Origin of the sequence: Rhodococcus sp. KBS0724 (assembly GCF_005938745.2) — a bacterium.
Taxonomy (GTDB): domain Bacteria; phylum Actinomycetota; class Actinomycetes; order Mycobacteriales; family Mycobacteriaceae; genus Rhodococcus_F.
Genome location: NZ_VCBX02000001.1, coordinates 1,907,284 through 1,929,018, shown reverse-complemented (window position 1 = coordinate 1,929,018; position 21,735 = coordinate 1,907,284). Strand labels below are relative to the sequence as shown.

12 protein-coding genes are annotated in these 21,735 nt (G+C 61.1%); 1 reads left to right on the top strand and 11 read right to left on the bottom strand.

Going from position 1 to position 21,735, the window contains the following annotated elements; all coding sequences use genetic code 11:
• Positions 1–9 precede the first annotated feature (9 nt).
• The 10 genes from FFI94_RS08890 to FFI94_RS08845 are packed head-to-tail and all read right to left on the bottom strand — an operon-like array spanning position 10 to position 18,664.
• Positions 10–624 (bottom strand): hypothetical protein, encoded by a 615-nt coding sequence (locus tag FFI94_RS08890; RefSeq protein ID WP_138872642.1) that lies wholly within the window; start codon positions 622–624, stop codon positions 10–12.
• Complete coding sequence (locus tag FFI94_RS08885) at positions 621–1,979, bottom strand: TerD family protein (RefSeq protein WP_138872641.1); 1,359 nt, start codon at positions 1,977–1,979, stop codon at positions 621–623. Before FFI94_RS08885 ends, FFI94_RS08890 begins: the two co-directional genes overlap by 4 nt.
• Before the next feature lie 4 nt (positions 1,980–1,983).
• Positions 1,984–3,153: a TRAFAC clade GTPase domain-containing protein gene (locus tag FFI94_RS08880; protein WP_138872640.1), complete on the bottom strand. Its 1,170-nt coding sequence runs from the start codon at positions 3,151–3,153 to the stop codon at positions 1,984–1,986.
• Positions 3,150–4,157, bottom strand: coding sequence for a hypothetical protein (locus tag FFI94_RS08875; protein ID WP_138872639.1), 1,008 nt, complete (start codon positions 4,155–4,157; stop codon positions 3,150–3,152). The genes FFI94_RS08880 and FFI94_RS08875 overlap by 4 nt, the downstream gene beginning before the upstream one ends.
• A complete protein-coding gene (locus FFI94_RS08870; protein WP_138872638.1) occupies positions 4,157–7,069 on the bottom strand; it encodes a hypothetical protein in 2,913 nt (970 codons plus the stop codon). The genes FFI94_RS08875 and FFI94_RS08870 overlap by 1 nt, the downstream gene beginning before the upstream one ends.
• On the bottom strand, positions 7,066–9,042 hold the full coding sequence (locus tag FFI94_RS08865) for a hypothetical protein (protein WP_138872637.1): 1,977 nt from the start codon (positions 9,040–9,042) through the stop codon (positions 7,066–7,068). The genes FFI94_RS08870 and FFI94_RS08865 overlap by 4 nt, the downstream gene beginning before the upstream one ends.
• Positions 9,043–9,057: 15 nt before the next feature.
• Positions 9,058–11,793: a magnesium transporter gene (locus FFI94_RS08860; protein WP_138872636.1), complete on the bottom strand. Its 2,736-nt coding sequence runs from the start codon at positions 11,791–11,793 to the stop codon at positions 9,058–9,060.
• Position 11,794: 1 nt separating this feature from the next.
• Positions 11,795–15,367, bottom strand: coding sequence for a tubulin-like doman-containing protein (locus FFI94_RS08855; RefSeq protein ID WP_138872635.1), 3,573 nt, complete (start codon positions 15,365–15,367; stop codon positions 11,795–11,797).
• A 37-nt stretch (positions 15,368–15,404) separates the two neighbouring features.
• Complete coding sequence (locus FFI94_RS08850; RefSeq protein WP_138872634.1) at positions 15,405–18,161, bottom strand: vWA domain-containing protein; 2,757 nt, start codon at positions 18,159–18,161, stop codon at positions 15,405–15,407.
• Complete coding sequence (locus FFI94_RS08845; protein ID WP_138872633.1) at positions 18,158–18,664, bottom strand: hypothetical protein; 507 nt, start codon at positions 18,662–18,664, stop codon at positions 18,158–18,160. The genes FFI94_RS08850 and FFI94_RS08845 overlap by 4 nt, the downstream gene beginning before the upstream one ends.
• A 495-nt stretch (positions 18,665–19,159) precedes the next feature.
• On the opposite strand from FFI94_RS08845, the gene FFI94_RS08840 reads away from it, so the two are divergent.
• On the top strand, positions 19,160–20,575 hold the full coding sequence (locus FFI94_RS08840; protein WP_397495553.1) for a stealth family protein: 1,416 nt from the start codon (positions 19,160–19,162) through the stop codon (positions 20,573–20,575).
• 6 nt (positions 20,576–20,581) lie between these two features.
• Here the strand turns inward: FFI94_RS08840 and FFI94_RS08835 are convergent, their stop codons facing one another.
• Positions 20,582–21,499, bottom strand: coding sequence for a phosphodiesterase (locus FFI94_RS08835; protein WP_138872631.1), 918 nt, complete (start codon positions 21,497–21,499; stop codon positions 20,582–20,584).
• Between the last annotated feature and the right edge of the window lie 236 nt (positions 21,500–21,735).

Sequence of the window (21,735 nt, the reverse complement as noted above, 5' to 3'; positions counted from 1 at the left end):
AGTCGAAGGCTACTTGTTCAACCGACCGAATCTGGCCAGCGTAAGGGGGAAGAGGATGTAAATCATGGTGAGAGAACACAACATCGGCAACGCGGTGGGCATCTGCCACATCCGCACGTACCCCACTGCCGAATAGCACGAGTTCGCCACCGTCAGTCCGGTCCATTCTTGAACGAACTGACAGGGTGCGTACGACGGCCAGGTCGGTGTGGAACCGTAAATCGCATCCGGTGTCGTGGCCCCCTGCCACCCGTCGGTCATCTCCGCAACAATGGTCGGCGCGGCCATTGCCGCGAGATCACCACGAAAGAAGACTTGCACGACAGGTATGGACAGCATCGCAGCTAGGAGGACGATCACCAAATAGGTTGTAGCGCGGTACATCCTGCTCGTCGACGCCCCCGGACCGATGCGTTGCAATCCGGATCCAATCCAGCGATGCAATCTCTGTACATAGAAGAGCGAGGCAACCGCGACGACATACCCGAGAGGTCGCCACAGGATCGAACCGAACGCTATCGCCGACAGAACCGGCATCATCGTCACCACCAACAGCGACGCCGAGTAAGGATCAGTCAGTTGACCACGAACGTAAGCAGTGCGGCGGGTAGCAGAATCGATCACCCGGGGCCGTCCACGACAACGCCGTACGACGTCGCCAACGCCGCGAGGCCACCGTCATACCCCTGCCAGACTGATCGCGCCCGCCAACGGCCTGCCCGAATGTAGAACTCGCCCACGATCATCGCCTGTTCAGTGGTGCCATGCGTACAGATCGAATCGGCGACCGGAACTTCGTTGTCGGTCAGAACTATTCGCAGCGGGTTCAGCTGGCTGAACGACCCAGGCCCGGTGATGACGATTCCCAAGGCCACTCGGTGGTACCGCGGCGCCAACGCTCCGAAATCAATGTCCACACGCTGCGCCTCGGGCGTCAGCACGGACAGCGCAACCGCACCTCCGCCTCCCACCGGCGAATTGTAGAAGACAAAATCCTCGTCGGTGCTGACCGTGCGGCTCTCGTCGAGTAGGAAGGCCACAAGATCAACCTCCAACGGACTCGACCTCGGTTGCGTCCACGACACAGAGCACCCCAATCGCACAGTGTCGGCGGAGAGATCTGCGGCTTCACCCATCAGCAAAGTCCGAATTTCCGGCTGAGCCACAGCAGGATTCGGGGTGGGTGCTTGCACTGGTTCCGGCAACCGGATCAACGGGTCGGGCACGTGAACCGCAGGCTCAGGAGTAGGACCCGCGGTTAAGCGATCACGCCACGCTACAGCCGCATCGCGGCCGCACCCGCCGGCGACGGCACCCACCGCAAGGCTGAACAGTTCGGTCTGCTCGACCAGCGCCCAGGGTGAGTGCTCTCGGATAACTTCTGCCGCACTGCTCATCGACTCGTGCATCTCCGGCGTCGACGCCACTGTCATCGCCAAGGGCCACAACCGATGCAGCGTATCGGCCGCAAATTTCCTGTCAATCGACTCCTGAAGTTCGAACGCCGCGAGCGCTGTCTCAGAATCAACGAGTACCGCCTCAGCCAGGAGCGACCAATGCGTTACGGCGACAGACGTTCCTCGTTCGGTCTGATGTGGGTCGATCGACATCTCCCCCAGACTGCAGTTGTCGTCCTCTCCGATCACAACACCATCGGATCCCGCCCACAAATGCAGATTCGCCGTGGATACCGTGACCAGGTGCGCACCGTCGCGAACCTCTTCGCGGCCGTCGGCGTGCCGGCACCGGATTGCCTCTGCAGAACTGGGTGCGGACAACATGGACACCGCGCCGACCCATAGCCGACCCACACGCTCGTCAGTTACTCCCAGAACGACTACCGGACCACCCTCGACTGCTGCACTTACCGCATCGAGGAGCACACTGAGCAATCCTGTTCTCCAGGTGCCTGATTCGAGCAGGAAATCGAGGATCTCTGCTCGAGCTTCCCTACCCGCTTCCGGAACCGAGTGAGTCATGACGTCACTGCCAGTGCCACACGCCGCGGGTCGCAAGCACCCAACGAACCGGATCGAGACATCTGAAGGGCGTGATCCCACTGGCGTGCAGGCGATCCCCGACCGGGGATTCACCCAATGCCGATACCGCGAAGTATCGGTTGGACAGCGGGCGTCCGGTGTGTGGCTGGTCTACTGACATCACCATCGGCGTTGCATCAAGCTTCTTGAGGAGGCTGCGGACTTCTTGGTTGAGAAGCTGACCATCGCCGTCGTGATACGGCGCCGATCGCAAACTGAAATCTCGGGAGAACGCGGCGCCGGGGTTCGACATGATCCGACTCCAATCGCTTCCTTCGACGCTCTGAAGTGACTGCAGTGCATCAAATTTGGACAAGATTATGGCGAGGTTGGGTGTTCCCAACCCGATGATGCCGAGGACCGTGCGCAGCACTGTTCGGGGATCTCCGCCGACTCGTTCCTGCGTGGGCACCAGATCGTGCAGTTGGTTGGTGACCGATTCGACTTTGAGCGGATCGAACATGAAGAGCACGCCGTCGGCGTGCGCAAAGAACTGCAACCACGGAGCACGTGCGTTTTCCGGGTTCTCCAAGTCCTCACCGGCGACGTCGCGGATTACGAGGATCTGCGAGACGTTGTTCCAATGACCGAGACTGAAGATCAAAGGTTCACGCTGATAAGGATTGCCGGTGTGCGCTGCGGGTGTCGCCTCGAGGATTCCCCGGGCCTCGTACAGCGGGGTCTCGTAGTGGTCCCGGTACGTCGCCTCAGTGGTGCTGTCGAAGGGCTCGACCACGGCACCCCAACTCTCACCCAGCAATTGCAACTGCTTGATCAACACCGCGATGTACACGGTCTTACCCGTGGCCCGCGCTCCCGCCATGGCGATGCAGGTGACCTGCGCGTTGCGCCAACCGTCCACAAGGACGTAATGGCAGGTCGGGCACACTTCGCGAACAGGTCCACCCAGTTCGAGTTCTGCGTGTTGCGGCGGCGGTGCCCAGCCCGCGTGTGCATCCACCGGTCGGCGCAACTCGATGATCTTGCGCGAGAGCACCTGACCACCGTGGTAAGCGCTCGCGACAGGATCAGCCTCGGTGGTCGTACCCGACGCTTGGGTCCAGGCAAAGTGATCAGGGGTCAAGCTGACGAAGCAGCGTGGGCACTTGCTCACGAGAAACCACCGGTGGTCGAATCGGACATAACAGGAAACAGTAGCTGCGAAATGATCCGCGACAGTTCACTCGGGTCGGACGTGAGAGTTTCGACCGAGCGCGGCGAGATCACTGCGCAGTAAGTGCCCGCCGGAATCGATGCCGGTACCACCTCCGACAGCACTACCAAATGACGAATAGTCGACGACGAATCCGATGCTTCTGCAAGGAAATCGGCCGGCACCGAGTCGGTGATCGTGTAGACGATATGCCTCGACGCGGCAGCTGCCGGTACGGACGGCACCGACTGAAAGCCCACACCCATCGATGCGGAGTCCAGAACGCCCTGAACCACAGCCTTCAAATCCCGCAGCGCACATTCCGGTACGAGCGTCGATCGTGCGCCGAGCACCGACACGGTTGGTGTGGCATCGCCGAGCACCGTGGACACCCCGGCCAACAGATCTGCGACTGTTGAGACACTCGAGTCGTCGAATCGATGGACCATCGACATGGAACTGTCGATGTCGATGGAGACCGAGTAGCACTGTGCGTCACGAAGCCGATCGGTACGCAGGATTCCGCGGGCACTCGAGCGAGCCAGCGATGCTAGCTCTCCGAGCGCGACATCGACTTCGGTTCTGCGCGCCGCGATCTCGAGCGATTCGGCGCCCAGCGTGATCGTCGCCAAATCGGCACGGTGCAGTCCCGACACATCCATCGGGCGAAGCTCCGCTCGATCGGGGTCCAGATCGTTCTGACTGTCGACCCCGATCGTGACGCGCAGGACCGTGCCTTGAGGAAACGCGATCTGCCCATCGGCAGGCCTCGCGGACACAGTGGTCACGTCCGCGATTCGAGGAAGAATCATCAAACCAGGACGGGGATGCACAGCGCCCGCCGACTGACCGGATTGCGTGGACGCGGACAACTCGACGCCCACCCCACCGGCGTCGGCGCTGACGGCCAACGGTCGGCGCGGAAGATCTACTCTCCCAGCTCCATCGAGCACATAAGCGGGCATCAGCGGTTCCTCTTTCCAATCCTGAGTTTGGACCACATTTGGTTTTCCTTCGATTCGTATGCTGCCGCCGCGAGATGATCCAACCAACTCCAGGCGTGCGGCCGATACTGATCGATCACGGCCTGTGAATCCACGAAGCGCCGGCGCCGCACTTCGTCGCGGAACATGTCGGCGATCGGAGACGGACCCTCTCGGTCGAAGCCCTGGAGATCCGACAGCGATTTCCCAGCCACAAATTCCAGAAGACCGTTCCCATCGTCGGCACCGAGACCTACGTGAGTCAGCACATCAGCTTTGCGCCGCTTACTCCCTGGCGCGCCGCTCGTCATGAGCATCACTGTTGCCAGGAGCCACTCACGATCGATGATCCGCGAGGTGATCAGTTCGGTGATATTGACACTGACATAGTCGCTCGATCCGAGGACCGACCGTCTCAAAGCATCCACCTGAGCGGCACCTACAAACGGAACAAATGGCGCAGCGTATCTGTCCCGAGACCACCTGGAAGCGAAGAGCAACAACATCATTCGATCGACCAGGTCGCCGGTCAGCGCATCAATCTCCGCAGCGCTCATTCGGCAAAAGTCGACGAGAGCGGGTCGCATCCGAGTTACCTCGAACTGCAACTCTGCACCGAACTCTGCCCACCGGCCGCTAGAGCGCAACCGTGCCCACGCCACGGCACAGTCATCCTTGCGCTGATTGGGAGGCGTCACAATCACGCTGCCGTCGCGGCGCGTATCGGCTTGGGTCGTCAGCAAATGAGCCGCAGACCGAGCAAGATCGACCGAACCTTGATCACCAGTGTGTGACAGAACTATTCGTTGAAGAAATCTCGGCGGGATGATGCCGGGAAAGCGCCAAGCCAATTCTTCGAGATCTTCTTCCGGTAAGTGCGTCGAGGTGAGAAGCTTGCTCGCATCACCGACCACAAATCCGCCATTGTGCGCCTCCCAGAGAACCCGCCACAATGTCTGCGGCACAAACTGTCCCCACCCGGCCAGCTCATGCCCATCAGAATTGTCGAGCATCCGAAGCACCAGATCAGAAGCCAGTGCCACGCTGGACTCGGCCACTACCTCCGCGTTCTCCCGGATACTCCCGTCGGTGGGAAGGTCGTCGACAGGTAGGGTCCATTCGATGACTGCCTTGGGCACACGACTACCCAGCGGGCGACTGACGAAGTACGCCGCACCCGTGCCGTCGGTAAGGCAGCTCCGGAGCAGCGCCCTCAGCGGAGCCTCGACCGATGAAACATCGCGCACGAACTGCGGTGCCACGGAATCGTCCAAGAGCAGCGGCACTACCGCCAGGTCGACAAGATTCTGGACGACGTTGACGATCGCGTCATCTACGAGGCCGCAGTGCATGATCAGATCTGTGAACCGAAGTATTTCGACCTCGATGAGGAACGGTGTATCCGATTCAGCGGGTGAATCCTTGCCCTCGAGGCGGTCGAAGAAATCTTCTGCTGTCTTCCGAACATCCTCCAAAAGCCGCCGTGAGGGGTGTGATTCGACGTCGCCGAATAACTTCACCTGGGTGCCGGATCCCATCGACCAGCCCGGATTGCGACGGACGAAGTGCAGGAACGCAGTCCACCGCGCGTCGATCTCGGCAGGAGTGGAGATCGGCATCGCGAGAATATGGTGCAAATTCGGTTCGCCGGACTCCGTCGTTCCAGGTGTATCCCCGGGTGTGCGAGTACCGGATACTGCTAACGGCGCCGCCGGTTCCGGCAGCTGGATCCGCCGCACCGGCTTGGGGACACTTTCGAGCACTCGTCGCGCTTCGATGTGAGCATCACTGAAACTGTTGTTCCCGGACACGAGTGCAGCAAGAGGCCAAGCGATTTCAGCGCCGCGAACGGGATCGGTTTTCGCAATCTCGTCGAGCTGCCCCAACGCACCGAGTGCGGTCTCAGCATCCAGGAGAACCGTCTGAGCCAGAACCGACCATTCCGATACCTGAACCTCGGCATTGCGTTCAGTTCGATGCGATTCGTGATTCGATCCGTCGGCGGCGCCCAGTTCGCCGAGGGACGGAGTTTCGACTTCGCTGAGCACAACCGTGTTCTCCGGCAGTTCCAAGTCGTCCAGATCCTCGATCGGCACACACACCACATGCGCATTCAGGGCGTCGATATCCTCCGCGCTGGGTCTGCGTTCGTAGGTAGAGAAGTAGAAGTGGGATGTTGCCGACGATGACATCAGCGCACTCACCGCGCCGATCCACTGTGCGCCGCGGTCAGGATCTTCAACCCCGAGAATCACCGTGCCGCCGTGGTGCATTGCGTGATTGACCGCATCGAGCAGAACGCACAACACCCCGATCCTCCAGACCTCGGGATCGAGGACGAAGTTCACGATCTGCGACAGCGTCACCGATTTGCCCTCGGGGAAATCCGCAGTAGCGCCCAGTGTCGAACCGGCAACCACATCGGCCCCGTACGGCGTCAGCCACCCGGTCGAGTGCCACAGGGAAATCGGTCGACGCAGTGGCGGAAGATCCGGTGTTCGGTCTACGAGTGCGTGGACGAACACGTTGCCGGGGCGACCCGAAGCATCGGAACCGGCCGGTGTGGAATGCCAATACGCAACGGCGCCTGCCGGCAGAGGTCCGTAATGCAGCCGACGTGGCCGTGAATCGATCTGTTCTTGCGTTGGAAACTGCGGCGGCGCAACAACTGTCTCGAGTCGAGTGTTGACGCCCGCGCGCACGGCCTCCTGCTCGTTTTCGTCCAGATCACCCGCGAGATCTTTCACCTGCCAGCCGCCGAGCGCTTGCCCGCGTCCGACGCTCGGCCGGTCGAACGACGTGTACGTCAACTGACCGTACCGAGGCGCGGCAATGTCCGCGCGTGCGATGACTACCGTCGGAAAATCACTCCCGGAGAAGAAGTCACTACTCATCCTGCCTGCCCATCTCTGCCGTCAACCCAGAGCTTCTCGACGGACGGATCGATCAGGGCAAAGGTGCTTCGATGGCTCGGGCGGAGGTCGGCGAACAGACGGATGTATCCGTAGAGTCCCCTGATATCAGCGCTCCACGTCGCTGCCCGATCTGCTCGACTGAGCTGGTGCGGCTGAAACTGCTTCGAACGTCCGTTGGCTTCGGATCCAGCCGACCACACATCCACTGCCGTTCCGTCCGTCGAGCTCAGAGGCAGACGATGTGCGTTGTACACCAACACAAACGGCGGGGAACCGTTCGTATCGCGTTCCGGCGCAAGAGTGATGTCGACGGTGGAACCCGCGTTACGCAACTCGACGTCGTACTGAACACGCAACAATCCCGGATAATCCACGACACTCGGAGCGCCAAGCACTTTTGCTCCCGCGGTGTACGACACGGGGACCACATGCACCGAGCAACCGATGGCCGGCAACTGCGCCGGGAAATGCAGCCCACCGTCTCGCTCGTATTTGCTCCTCGAAATCTCGTGCCCCGCAGGCTGAGCCAATGCACTCGCCGAATCCATGTCGCGTGTGCTGACGTATACCTCGATGGCAGCCGCGCCGTCCGGCCAGGCGAACGTGAGAAGTTGTTCTGCGCAGCGCTCTACTACCCGCAGATGGCGAACAGCGCCAAGCGGACGGGTAGCAGAGACTGTCTTCCCGACCTGAACCGTGTTGTCGAGTGTTGTTACCGGTGTGAAGTAGGCGCGTGTCCACCCGCGCGGCCAGGACACTCCCGCCATCAGGCAGCTCCCCGTCTGAGCGCCCTTGATCGGATGAATCAGGCGGGCATCACTCGGCAGTCCGCCAGACGCTTCCAACGCGCCTTCCGCCAGAATCGATTCCTCGATACCGGGTTTCGGGCCGCTTTCCGTCCGGTAGATGACAACCTTGCCCACCGGTGGACTTGTCCACCGCAGGTCGAATCGTGGCTCATCCGCGTCGCCGTACGTATCAACCGACAGATCGTGTACCGGAGACAGAACAACTGAGACTTGCACGACTTCTTCTACTGCCGGCGACAGTTCGGTTCCGTTGCCTACCGGCACCTCGCAGATCGCACGATAGAGATAGCGTTGACCGCGCTCGGCTGTCGAATCCACGAAACCACCGAGATTGTCGTCGTCGGGATGGATTCGAACCGGACCACCGGCGCCTGGACCACCCGCTATCGCCAACCGCATCACGCGGACGACCTTGACCCCGGGCCAGGTGTCCCAACGGCCGATCACGGTGCCCTCGTCCTCGGAGATCGCCAGATCGACTACGGGACTGATAATTTGAGCGGTGCCGAGGAGAATTGGCTGTTCAGAAGCCGCATTGTCGACAGTTCGCCCGACGTGGCACCACACCTGAACGAATCGCACTGCCGAGCTCGGCCCACGGAGATCCAGCAACGTCGTGTCCGTCGTGACGCCGAGTAGCTCACCGGCCTCAGGCTTGTATGCCGGGTGTTCCTCGCTGGAGACGACCCGATAGAGGACAACAGAGTCGGAGCCGGCAGCGTACGCTTCCCACTCGATGCGGTGGCCACCCTGTGACTTCTTGGCCGCCAGCTTCGTATCGCTGTTTCCGTCCGTCGAATAGTCGAACTCGCAGAAATCGTCGGTACTCAGATCCACCAGATTTGCCGCAATCGGTGACTGTGAGACCGTCGCAGCCTCGACAACCACATCGTCGGCAGCAGTTGTTCTCGGTGCGGCCGGATCCGAACTCTTCTCACCGAGTCCGGCAATGACATTCGCAATGTGCCCGGCCATCGGCTTGGCCGTGCGCGGCAGCATCGATTCGATTTCTGCGCTCGTTCGACGATTCGACCGCGCAATCTGTGTGAGATGCGCGTCCTTGATCACGCCGATCTGCAGTTGGTCGGCGGCAATCGCGCCCGATCGCCATTGCTGAAGTGCCTCGAGTACCTGTGCGCTCATCGCTCAACGTCTCTTTCAGAAGTTCATGCCGTCGATGGACGGCGCACGGAATGGATCGGAAACGGGTGCCACCGAAGAATGCTTTCCGAAACCGTCGAGGGCGCCGGCGTCCGGCGATACCGGAATCTCGAACGACCGCTCGTCTTCGATCGGCGATTTTTCGCCGCCGAACTGAAGTTCCTCGCGCGCAAGGCCTTCACTGAATTGAGTGGTTACCGAAAGCAATCCCAGTCCGAGGCGAACCTGATCTGCTCGGCCACCACACACTGCCGCACGTCCGCTGGTCACTGCGAGATCGGTCAACAAAGTCCTGTCGAAGTGCCCACTCTGCGCAATCTCTCCCGCGGCCCCGACGCCTGCCATGAAACCGTCGAGAGTCAACACACGCGACTGTCCCTGGTCTCGAACCTCGACCGACGACACCAATTCCGTGAGCAATGAAACCTTGGAGTTCCCCAACTCCGCGAGAGCCCGCTCCCAGACAACGTCGGCGCCGTCGAGAGCGATTTCTCCGTCAGCCAGCTTGTCCGACCACACATCGAGGGCCGAACCAGATCCCCACCCCTGCTTTGCGTAGAGCAACTCCGGGCTCTGCCGAACGTCCAGTCCCAAAGCTCCCACATGCTCGCCTGCTGCGCGCGTCAATTCGTCCCACGGTGAGGTCATCCAACCCACCGTGAACAATTCGCTGCGCAGCCGCTCCGCTACCTCCAGAATCCGGCCGGGCTCCGGCCGCGCCGACCCGATGGCCGCTGACCGCGGCAGACCCCATTCGATCTGGCGGCTGGAACCAGAACGCTGAGGTGCCTTTCCGAGCGGCTCCGCCAAGAAAGTCCCCAACGCCGCACTCCACGAGACATGCTGGCGGTACGCGGCAGACAGCCGATCCAGATCACGCAGTGCCGTGCGAAGATTCGCCTGATCCGCCTCCAATTCACCAGCGGCTCGTCGCTGCCGGTTGATCATCTGGAACAACTCTTGCTGACTTCGGGTGAACAGGATGAACAAACTCGCGAACCACACGACGATCGTCACAACGACAACCAGGGCGCAGTGCCACCACACCATAATGTCGCGGTACGTCAGGTAACCCGCGGCTCCGATGATCAGCACAGCCAGAAGAGTGATGATCTGAGCCCACCGCGCCAGTCCCCGCTGACGGTTCCGAATACCCTCGGACTGATCTTCGAACCCTGAATGAGCACGCAACTTCCCAAGCAGCGCACTCACTTCGGATCGCGTCGAACGCATTCCTTCAGCGAGAAGCTGGCCGAACGCAAATCCGTACGAACGACGAATGGTCTGTCCCCAGGCGTCCACAGCGCCGACCGTTCGGCGCGCTTCCAGCCCCAGGACTTGGTCTTGTTCGAGTTCACGCAACTGAGCCCGGAAATCGGAGATCGCGAGAACGTCATGCGCATCGAGTCCGGAGACGCCCGTGCTGGCAGCAATGATTCCCGGGACGTCGGTGAACCGCTGAGCCTTGCCAGGAACGATGTCACCCGCGATGCGAATCACCGCTCGATTCGCGCCGACCTGGACCGGAGGTAGTCCCTGCGAACGCTCCCCGGCATCTGCCAAAGTGAGTGCGCCCGCGGAGTAATCGCTCCATAGTCTGGACAGATCGGTGGACGCCGCGTGATGGCGGCTCTCACTTCCCGAATCCAACGCCGTCATCATCTGATGTGACGCGGCCGTGAATTCGGACCACTTCACCGAACGCCCGTCCGGTCCGACTCCGTTGACGACAATTGTGTACGCCGAGGATTCCGTCCCGAAAACCGCCGCATTGAGCGTCGACGCCACAGCGCCGGAAACACCCCTCGATACCCGGTTGTAAAAAGCCATCGGGGCATTACGGAGGGCAGAACCGATGAAGCTGAAGAACATCACCAGTGCCCGCCACAGGCTGATTGCCTGCGAACCCGCATCGGCCGGCATCGGCACTCGCGACCCGATCAGAGTTCCACGATGTTTGACCCACAGGTTCTGTGCCATGGCTCCGGTCGCGAGTGGAACGTCTTCGACGTAGACCACACTGCCACCGGCATCGATCGGCAGTGGAAGCGGTCCACCGATATCGAGAACCTGCTCACGCAGATCGTGTTCCGCCCCAGATGTTTCGAGCCGACGGTAGAAGGAACGCACCAGTCGAATCGCGTCGCCGGGAACTACATGAAGATCGTCGAAGGGTGCGTGCGCAGCGTGTGACCACAAACCGACGACACCGGCAACAACGGGTGCCGCATTTCGCCCGATCACAACGGCATCGGTGGTGGCAGAGAGTGAAACATGGCCCATACCCGGACCGTTGGAATCTTCCGGTGCAATCAGGAGGTTGTGCCAGCCCGCCAGTGCCGGAACTGCCGACGCGGGCGCAGAAGACCCACCCCGAGTCAGGATCGTCCGGAGCCGGACCAACTGTGCACTACCCGAATTTGCGACGAGCATATCCGCAATCGCGCGTTCGGATTCGACGCGAACCGACTGAGCCCCCTCGATGAACGGGACCAGGACACAGAGTCGCACCCGTGTGACCCTCGTCGAAGCCAACACATTCTGCAGCGCAACAGTGGACACCTCGCCCCCGTCGACGGAAGTAGCGCGCACGCCCGGCAAGCCCGAGGTCACGTCACGTTCGTCGATCCACAGGAAAGGGTCGAGCAACCCAGCCGAGGAAAGGTCGGTCAGGACGTCCCGCACACCGTCAGCCGGTCCGGGAGCCGCGAGGAAAACCGTCAACACACTCATGTCAGAACTGTCCTAAGTCGGGAATCACGATGTCGTTGTCTCCGAATCCAGCCGAAGGCATTGTGGGGAAGCTACTTTCAACGGGGCGGAGAGCGGACTCCTCACATTCCTTGACCATGACCGACAGCTCGGCGGTAGCCCAGAACACGTCAGGTGCAAGGTCACGGAAAATCGGCGTCTTGGACGCCTGTCCTCGCGAGGTGATCTGCGAGAAGGTGCCGCCGCCTGCCGCTCCATCCTGACCTGGCGCCAGGTAGTGGTGTCCCACAAATGCATTCAAACGTTCCAGCCACTCAACTGTCTTGGCGCTGCGCTCCTCGATCGTGGACGCGCTGTCCGAAGCCGGAATCGCGGACGGCCATCCAGTCTGCGTGTCACCGGTTCGGAGCCACTCGGTCAACGCCGACTTCGCCGAGATCTCGTTGATTCCCCGTGCCGGATCTTCCAGCGTCGCATCGTAAATCGAGCGGAGCGCTCGGTACGGATGCATCGAGGACATCACCGGCTGCTGATGCGACTGAGCCATCGCCAGGAGAACCGATTCGAGCACCGCCGGCAACCAGTCGTTGTTGGCTCCGAAGCGACCGGGCGGAGTGAGCAACGGGTTCGGGAAGTCAAGCCACGCGCTTTCTGCCGCCGACCAGACTCGCACCGGTTCCAGGAACGGCGGTGCCGGGATCCGGATCCGACCGAGTACCAGTCCGAGGAACCACCCAGCCGTCATGGCACGACGCTCGTTCTCGTGCATGGGCAGCGACGCAGCGAGCGGGCGCGACCGTCGCATCGACCAGAATGCCTCCTGCTGCGACGGAGTGGAATCCGCCCATTGCTTCGCAGCGGGTTTGAGCACGGAATCGTAGGCAAGCGGCGAATAGTTCGGGTACGAACCGAAGATGTCGAGGCGTTTCAGTCCGCCCTCGTCGGTGAGCAGTCGCCCGAAACCGTCACCCGTCTCGCGATCTATCTTGGGATTGTGGCTGATCACCTGAGCCAGAAGTTCCGATACCGGAAGATTGAGGAAAGGCACCGCCGAGAACTTGTACCGGTATGCGATCTGCTGACCCGGATGCAACGCCTCCATCGCCTGCTGATTGACACTCGCGAGCGGGCGGGCGAGCGACAGCGCCTCGCCGAACTTCGACAGCAGAAGCGAAGTGCGCTGTTGCAGTTCGTATTCGGGGACTCCCGATGCCACGATGTAATCCCTCAACGTCACCTTGCAGAACCGGTCGAAGGATTCACCGGTTCGTGAGACGTATGCCCTGGCGCGGCCGAGCAATTCACCGGCCCGCAGATGAACGTCATATCGAGCCGCCGACGGAATAAGCGCCTCGTTGGTCGAGGGGTTGACCGGAAATGCCTTCGACCGCCACGTCGCCGTTCGTTCGATCAGCGGCACTACCTGCCCCGGTGCACGTGATCCGTCGGTGGTGGGCCACAAACCTGTGACAACTCGTTGTGATGCAATCTGCACGGCCGTGTCGAATGGCGGCGGCACGGACGAATCCTCCGCGACTGCCATGGGAAGATCGCTGCGATACTGCGCGAGGAACTCCGCTGACGGTGTCAGCATCACCTCGTTGTTGGCCTCCGCGAAACGCTGCGGAACACGTTCTGCCGCATCGGACGGCCAGGCCGCATACTGATCTGTCTCCAACCGCGCCAAACCGACGTCGATTGCCGGCGTCTTGCTGGCAATCCGGAGAACCGTCTGAGATTCGTTGAGCGCCGCCAACAACGGCGTCAAGATTTCCGGCACCAAGGCTGCGACGATATCGCGCACCTTGCCCGAAAGGGTCGAGTAAATCTGCCGATTGACGTTGTTCTGGTACTCCACCACAACCGAATCGATGACGGCACCACTCATCGGAATCGTTCCGTTGAGGCTGGCCAGTGTTCCGGTGACGCCAGGTGTCGGCGCCGTGATATCTGCAGGCGCCAACTTCGCTAGGTCCTCTGCCGCCGGCCGGATGACATCGCGGAGGTACGTCGACAAACGATTGACAATGGCTGTGGCATAAGGCAACCCGAGGGTAGCTACGGCGTCGGCAACCATCGATTCGACGTTGTAGACGATGCGATCCTGCCAACCGAAAGCATGCAGGAGTGCTGCGCTGTCCGACGCGCCACGCAAGGCGGGGCCACGACCACGGATCGCCTGCTGCACATCCGGAACCCATTGTTTGGCGTTCATTCCGTCGCCGGACGGGATATACGGACGGAGCTGTGTTTCAACGACCTGACGCGACATGCGCCCGATCTCGTCCCAGGGCAGAACTGTTCCGGTGATCCACGCGCCGACATTCGCCGGCGACGCACCGCCTCCGGAATTGCGATCAGCCAGGCCGACCCGCGCCAGAATCGACGGCCACTGGCTGTCGAGAATGGCATTGACCTGTTCTTCGTCCGAAGCCGGGTTTCCACGCTGCAGGTGACCGCCGAGCAGACGGTCGACGCTACTGCGAGCCAATCGCTGGGCAGCGTACTCCGCGTAGCGATCGCGCCCCATACTCAGACTCGAGAACCCGAATGTGCCCCAGGGCAGGCTGTCCCAGGCTCCGGCGCCCCAACCGATATGTTCGCGCAGGCCAGCCAGACCACCACCGTTGGTGAGGTCGTACTGAACGAATTGCCGAGTTGCGGCCCCACTCATCATCAACCCGGACAACCCACGCCCCAGCCCGCGGTAGATCGCATTCTGCGAACCGTCGCCGAAAGGCGCGCCCTCGGTGCCGACGCGACGGCCGACCGGAAACACGCGAGCGAACGGAACCTCGGCGCCCTCACCGTTCTGCTGACCCAGCGCCTTCAGGATGGTGACGTCGTGTTCACGTGCCGAACCCATCTGACTTGCGACGATCTCACCCAGCATTGCCAGCGCATTGGCACTGACACCAGTAGTTGCGCTCTTACCCAATGCGTCGAAAATGTCGGGCGCAACCATGAACACGCCCATCATCTTCGGATCCAAACGTGGTATGAGAGTGAGCAATCGGCAGATGTCCAACGCCATCGACGCACCGGCGCCACCGGCCATCGATGACACCACCAAAACTATCGGCGCTTCACCCGGATCGAAGGAACCACCACCGGGAATGTCGAGTGAACGCATCTCGGTCTCGGTCGCGACGGTGAACAATTCGTCCCAAGCCCGTTGCAGTACCTCACTGATACCGGCCGTCTTACTCAGTGTGATCATCCGTCCGAGTGCGCGGAACTGACCGGCCCCTGAACCTATCGGCACCGGCACATTGCGCGGATCCCGCGGCGCCCAGGTGGCGATCGAACTCAACTGCTGTCGAGCTGCGAGTTGATTGGAGAGCGCGTTGTCGAGTACCGCGTACGAATCACCCTGCGGCCCACTGCCGAAGTAGGTACCACCTTGATCGCGAACGTTGTTCAGTCCGTCCGGCCCCGTCTCGGGCGCGGTCGGAACGTCGAGGCTCACAAATTGCCAGCCGGACGGGATCTTCTCGACGCCGGCCGCGGCGAGGTCCGATCGCAGCTGGTCCATCATGTAGGACAACGTGACAGCGCCCGAGCCGCCGCACCCCACTACCAGAAAACGCCTCATGCCGGTCCTCTCCAAATGATGATGCCTACGCTGAATGTCATTGCCTGCCTCGACTGTCCGGCGGTCCGAACGGATCGAATCCGCTCGGGGGCGCAAAGGGATCCGCGTTGCCTGCGGGAGTCCCTGGCTGCGTCCAGGTAGATCCGCCTGGCACGTACCCACTCGGCTGAGCACTGGACTGATGTGCACCCGCTTGTGGATTACCAAAGGGGTCGGCTATCGGCGAACCTGGTTGCGAGCCGGAATCACCATGTGGGCCAGACGTGTCGACGGATCGCCCCCGCAACTGGGATACCGCGTTGGCCACATTGCGCCGAGCATCGTCGAGCACTCTTTCCACCCGAGTGCTGTCCGCATCAGTACCGATCAGCAGCAACAGGGTCGCGACCTCTGGCGAACCGTTCGGATCGTGGAAGACAGCCCACGAGTTGTGCACCGCCAGCGGAAGGTGCGCATTACCGTCCTTGTCCGTCGCCGGATTCGAATTCGACGCTCCCAACATTCCCGGCAGACGTGCGCTCACGTATCCGGCTCCAACCGGCGACAGGCCTACATGTGTGCGCAGTTCGACACCGGCGGCGTCGAGGAGACGGGTAGCTTCATGCATTCCCCGCACCGAATCGACAAGATCGCGGTCGCGCAGTCCGAAGGGGCGCCCGTCGCGGAGAACCTCGCCATTTCGGATCTCGATCGGGAACTGCTGAGCCTTGAGGCCACCCGGCGGAATCTTGGCGGTCAACCACTTGCCGGCATACAGCAGCAACAGTGGGATACCTGGGCCGAGCAACAGCGCCACAATCAGCGTCAGCCAGAACGTGCCGGTGTCGACCGGCTTCTGGACGTCCGCGGTGAACTGCACCGGAACCGAAATCTCGCGATCACTCTCACCAACCGGCGACACGAGCAATGACATCGTTCCGCTGACTGTTCCGTTGACTGCATTCTCGATGTCGATCGATACCGGAAGAGTGCCATTCGATTCGAGACACTGTGCTTCCTCGGCTGGACCAGTGAGGGCCACCGAACCGATACCGTCCGGCGAACCGGTGAAGGACACCGGTTGACCCGAGTCCAATCGAACACATCCGGCGCCGGTGACATCCAGGCTGCGCTCGAAAACGCCGGCACCTTCGAGAGTGCCGAAATCAACGCGAGCGGGAAGCGCGGGGTAACCGATCGGCGGCGCAATCGGCAGCGCGATGTCGACCGACTGAGCTGTCAGCGCGGTTCCCGGCTCGACACCGCCGTCGATGCGCGGAGCGTCTGCGGTAGTGACGTCCAGTGTCAGGCGAAGCGTCGCATCTCCCGGCGGTACATCAGTGAGATCGAGTTCGACAGACTCACCGATTCGATCCTTGGGCAGCGGCGCTGCCACGTCGTGGACTGTCCCGGACGAATCCACGACCGAGACGGACAGCTCGGCTGTACCCAGCAGTGAGGCTGGGTCGATGGGCGCGCGATCTGCGCCGACGATTCCAAGTTCGATGGCACTGGTCTTTTCCCCCGTGTGCACAGCGGTTGTCTTCTGTCCGAGCCAGGCGGGGAACAAATTGCCCGAGATGTGAATGTTCGACTTCGATCGCGCTTGGGCTGCGGTTCCGGTCGGGTCTACAAATACCAGCGCCCACACGCCCTGCCACTGATCCGAGCCGGTATCCGACATCGAGAACGACACCGAATTCGGCGACTCCCAGCGGTAATTGATCTCGACACCAGCAAGCTGCCCACGAGAATCCGTTCGCAGAGCGGCCAGTGGCAGCGCCAGTTGCTCACCATTCGGGGCCACCACAGTCGGAATCAAACCTTCGGCGTCGGCAAAAGCAAGCACGTTCACGGCACTGATCGAACGGTCAAGGACGAACCGATGCTTGCCGTCCTCACACACCTGCTGGACGCAGATACCATTCTCTCGTTCGAGCGGCGCTTGGCCGGGAGTGCTGAAGGAATCGAACGCGAACAGTAGATCGTCGATATTCTGAGCCAGGAAGAACTCGCCAGGGGATGGCGCCTGTACCGCGCCACACGCCGCGCCGTCACCAGATGCACCAGAGGTGATCGCCTGCATCAGATCGAAGTCGGCAGCAACGGCGGTTCCCGACGCCAGACCAATTCCGAACATCTTGATACCTGCACTTCTCACCTGGTCTGCAATACCTGCCTGTCGGCAAATCGACTCGGTGGCGGCTGCGACGACCTGCTTTACGCCGTCCGGCGAGCCCAAGCTGACTCCAGGTGCGTACGGCTTACTGCCATCGCGCTCGGTGAAGTCCAATTTTCCGTCCGAGAACCATGCAATTGCCTGACACCGGCTTGAACCGTCGGCGTTCTGCGGACGATCGCCCAATTCGTTCTGGGCGCCGTTTATCGCGCCCCAGTAGTCGGTATCGATGCCAGTTGTCCGAGTACGGAACTCTTCGATCGAACTCTTGAGAGTGGGCAAGCTCCCCGAATTCAGAGAAGTCCACCCGGTATGGACGGTGTAGTCACTCGAGAATCCCGCGATCGCGACATTGAGGTCGACCGCTGCCGATTCGCCGAAGGCAGCGAGGCGATCCAGCAGGAAATTTGCCGCAGACACTCGAGCCGCGTCCGGGTCGGAAGTCTGCAGACTCGAGGACTCGTCTACGAGAAGAAGAAGATCTCCAGTCTGCTGCGACGCGAGGCATGATCCGAAGTCACCGACGGCCGAGCTCTCGTTTCCGGCCGCCTGCGCGGCGGCCACTCCCAGTCCACCGACCGCATTGAGCAACAGAATTCCGAAAACGAAGAGCGCACCGGTACGTATTCTGCTCACAGCCGTCCAATCCAATCAGCAATGTTCCACGCACTGATCAGTACTGCAATGCATGAAATAGCGAGTACGACACGGGTCACCGACGACACCCACAGCGGCTCCGTATAGAACGCACTGGCACGCGCCTGTGTGTCGCGATATGTAAAGAGCGCGAGCAACCCGATTGCCACTGGGCCACCGAGAATCCAGGCGACCACTGCGAGCGGACCCGAATCGAGTACGGCGAAGGCAACAACGGCCACGATCAAACCGATCACGGCGACGGCACCTGCGGCGGCAAGCCAGGCGGTTGGTGCGGTGCGTACTTGAACGACAGTGCTCGGGCTTGCAGCGCTGAACGAATCACCGGTCGGCATTCCCGGATGCTGACTCGGTGCCGACGGGGTATTGAATCCTCCGGGCGGCCGGGTGAAATCACCGGCTCCCGGATCGGGTGCACCACCGTGTCCCGGCTGCGGGCGCGAATAGTCACTGAAGTCGAATGGGTCGGGTGGTCGTACCAAGGAACGCTCCTTGCAATGGGGATAAAACGGTAACCAGAACTCGGAGAGCACTTAATGCTGTATTTCGGTCGATCATGGGTCTTTGCTACATATGCAATGAGGACTGATGCATCTTTCCCACCCCGAATTGCACGAACACATATCACCACATGAGTCGGACAATTTCGCCGTTGGCCCTCAAAATGCGCCAAGTCGACATATCGGAGTTAGTCGGTTTTGCCGCTTTTGGCACACCGCAACCCAGCCTTCAAGACCCGGTGAGCCCGACTAGACTGGCCAAACACCGCCACCGCGGGTCCTGTCATCGAAAGGCACGTCATTACACAATCTCCCGCTCCGCACGACATCTACTTCGTACCACCGGAGCAGGACACCGCTGACGCCGTGAAACCCGTCTCGTCCTCCGTGCGCGCTCGATTGGAGGATCGCCCGGAAACTGTGCGATTCAAGAATCGGATTGCGCTCCCGATCGTCACCACGACCCCGCTCGAGGCGATGATCGAGGACCTCCTCTTCATCCGCGATATTCTCGACGCGGCCGGTATCGAGTACCTCCTCGTACGCGGCAACGACGAACGAGCGGTAGTCGCGGTCAACTGGGCCAATCGTAAGAAATTGCGCCGCGCGCTGATCGACGGATGCCAGAACACTCCTTTTTATTCGAAGACACTCGACGCGAAAAAGAGCCCAGCGCTCTTGATTGCCGACGGCGCATTGTCCACCACGGCAAAGGCCCGCATCTTTCGACTGTTCCGGCCTCGGGTTCATCTGGCGAGTGGCCTCAACTACGGCGCGAACATCGGTCTTCAGATCGAACTGTGGTCGATATCCGACACCGAGATTGTTCTGCCTGTCGAAAATTCACTGACGCGTCGGACGGTGCGTTCGGAGGAAGCAGTCCGCGGCACGGTGGAGCGTTTCGGCCGAGTATGGCCGACGATCGAGAATATGTTTGCCGCCCATGCATCGGACATCAATTTCGACATCGATCTCGTCTTTTCCTGGGTCGACGGTTCTTCCGAAGAATTTCAGGCGCAACGCGCACTTCGGATGCAGAACTACATTGTCGGTGAAGGTGACGAATCCGCGGCACGATTCCGTCAAATCGACGAATTGAAGTACGCGCTACGGTCCGTGCACATGTATGCGCCGTGGATCCGAAGGATCTTTGTCGCCACCGATTCCGATCGTCCGGCATGGTTGGCCGACGATCCTCGGGTCACGTTCATGCCCAGCGAAAAGTTCTTTGCCGACCCGTCGGTGCTGCCCACTCACAATTCTCAGGCTGTCGAATGCCAACTGCATCACATACCCGGACTCTCCGAACATTTCCTCTATTCGAACGACGACATGTTCTTCGGCAGATCCGTCGGCCCCGACATGTTCTTCTCGCCCGGAGGAATCAGCATGTTCATCGAGGCGGACACGCGAATAGGCTTGGGGCACAACGACGATGATCGCAGCGGGTTCGAAAACGCGGCGCGCGTCAATCGACGTCTCCTACAGGAGCGATTCGGTTTGATGACAACCCGACACCTCGAGCATGCCGCCACCCCGCTGCGTAAAAGCGTCATGGCGGAAATGGAACGCGAATTCGCGGACGATTTTGCGGCCACGGCCGCGAGCACCTTCCGGGCGAGCACCAACATTTCCGTCACCAATTCGCTGTACCACTACTACGCACTGATGAGTGGCCGCTCCGTCGTACAGAAGTCGGCTAGCGTCAAATACGTCGACACCACCGTCAAAGCCGGTTTGCGACAGATGAATTCACTACTCAAAGACCGTTCGATGGATTTCTTCTGCCTCAACGACGGCAGTGAACCGGAGATCGATCTCGAACTACGCACCCGCAAGGTCACCGAGTTCCTCGAAAATTACTATCCCGTCAAAGCGCCGTGGGAGGTCTGACGCGCATTACTGCGCAACGGAAATATCGTTGTGCTCACCGATGCGAATGCCGGCGTCTGCCAGACGCACCGCGCCGTCGCGGGCACTGACGGCCTCACCCACCGTGTCGTCGCCGACAACGTCGTCACGCTCGATCGGCACTACCGAGTGAACAATCGTGTCGGCGTACACGTGGACGAGATTGCAGCCTTGTGCGCTGTCTCGGCCACGCTGTCCGCCGACGGGGACGTTGAGATCCTGGGTGTAACAGGCCGACGATGCCACCGACACGGGAATTCCCGCGAACGTCGCCGTCGTCGAGTAATGCAAGTGGCCCGCGAGGATTGCTCGCACGTCACTTCCCCGGAGCACTTCGGCCAACCTGGACTGATCTCTCAGTTCGACCAGTACAGCCAGATCCTGGATACACGGAACGGGCGGGTGATGAAGGGCCAGAATCGTTCCGTCAGGTGCCGGCGTCGCTAATTGTGTTCGCAGCCAATTCAACTGGGCGTCGCTGATCGATCCGTAGTGGTGGCCGGGAACGGTCGAGTCGAGCGTGATGATGCGGAGGCCGTCGATGTCGTAGACCCGATCGACCGATTGGGTCGACGGTGACTCGTTCAACAACCGCGTTCGGAAGTGTTCACGATCGTCGTGGTTACCCATCACCCAGATGACCTCGGCGCCAAGTCTGCCGGCCACGGGGTCCACGATCGCCTTCAGCTTCTCGTAGGCGTTCGACTCCCCCTTGTCGGTGAGATCACCGGTGAATACCAACGCCCGCGGGCGCGCCCCAGAAGCCTCCACTCCGGCAAGAATCTGCCGCAGTCGAGCCGTCGCGTCGACGGCGCCGTACAAGTCCCCATCGTCGACGAGGTGCGTATCGCTCACATGCACCAGGAAATGCTTCGGACGTGGATATTCGGCATGTCGAACGCTCATCGGTCTCTCGCTTCCGCTCGCCGACGCGCAGGTACCGGTGCACCTACCGAACCTCGACACTAGTCATCGAGTCCTCGGCGCTCGTTCGGGCACACCCACGAACCGCCCGGAATCACAGGTAGTTGAAGCTACGAGTAGAGTGTTCGCAGTGTTGTTCCTGACCTCTCGACGCTACGTCGACCTTCGCCTGCAGGCGAGCGCAATGTGTCCGCGCTCGGCCTGATCGACGCGCACCA

Coding starts and splice junctions, on each gene's coding strand:
- FFI94_RS08835 (WP_138872631.1), bottom strand. CDS start 21,499: ATGAGCGTTCGACATGCCGAATATCCACGTCCGAAGCATTTCCTGGTG.
- FFI94_RS08840 (WP_397495553.1), top strand. CDS start 19,160: ATGATCGAGGACCTCCTCTTCATCCGCGATATTCTCGACGCGGCCGGT.
- FFI94_RS08855 (WP_138872635.1), bottom strand. CDS start 15,367: ATGAGGCGTTTTCTGGTAGTGGGGTGCGGCGGCTCGGGCGCTGTCACG.
- FFI94_RS08860 (WP_138872636.1), bottom strand. CDS start 11,793: ATGAGTGTGTTGACGGTTTTCCTCGCGGCTCCCGGACCGGCTGACGGT.
- FFI94_RS08875 (WP_138872639.1), bottom strand. CDS start 4,157: ATGCCCGCTTATGTGCTCGATGGAGCTGGGAGAGTAGATCTTCCGCGC.
- FFI94_RS08865 (WP_138872637.1), bottom strand. CDS start 9,042: ATGAGCGCACAGGTACTCGAGGCACTTCAGCAATGGCGATCGGGCGCG.
- FFI94_RS08885 (WP_138872641.1), bottom strand. CDS start 1,979: ATGACTCACTCGGTTCCGGAAGCGGGTAGGGAAGCTCGAGCAGAGATC.
- FFI94_RS08870 (WP_138872638.1), bottom strand. CDS start 7,069: ATGAGTAGTGACTTCTTCTCCGGGAGTGATTTTCCGACGGTAGTCATC.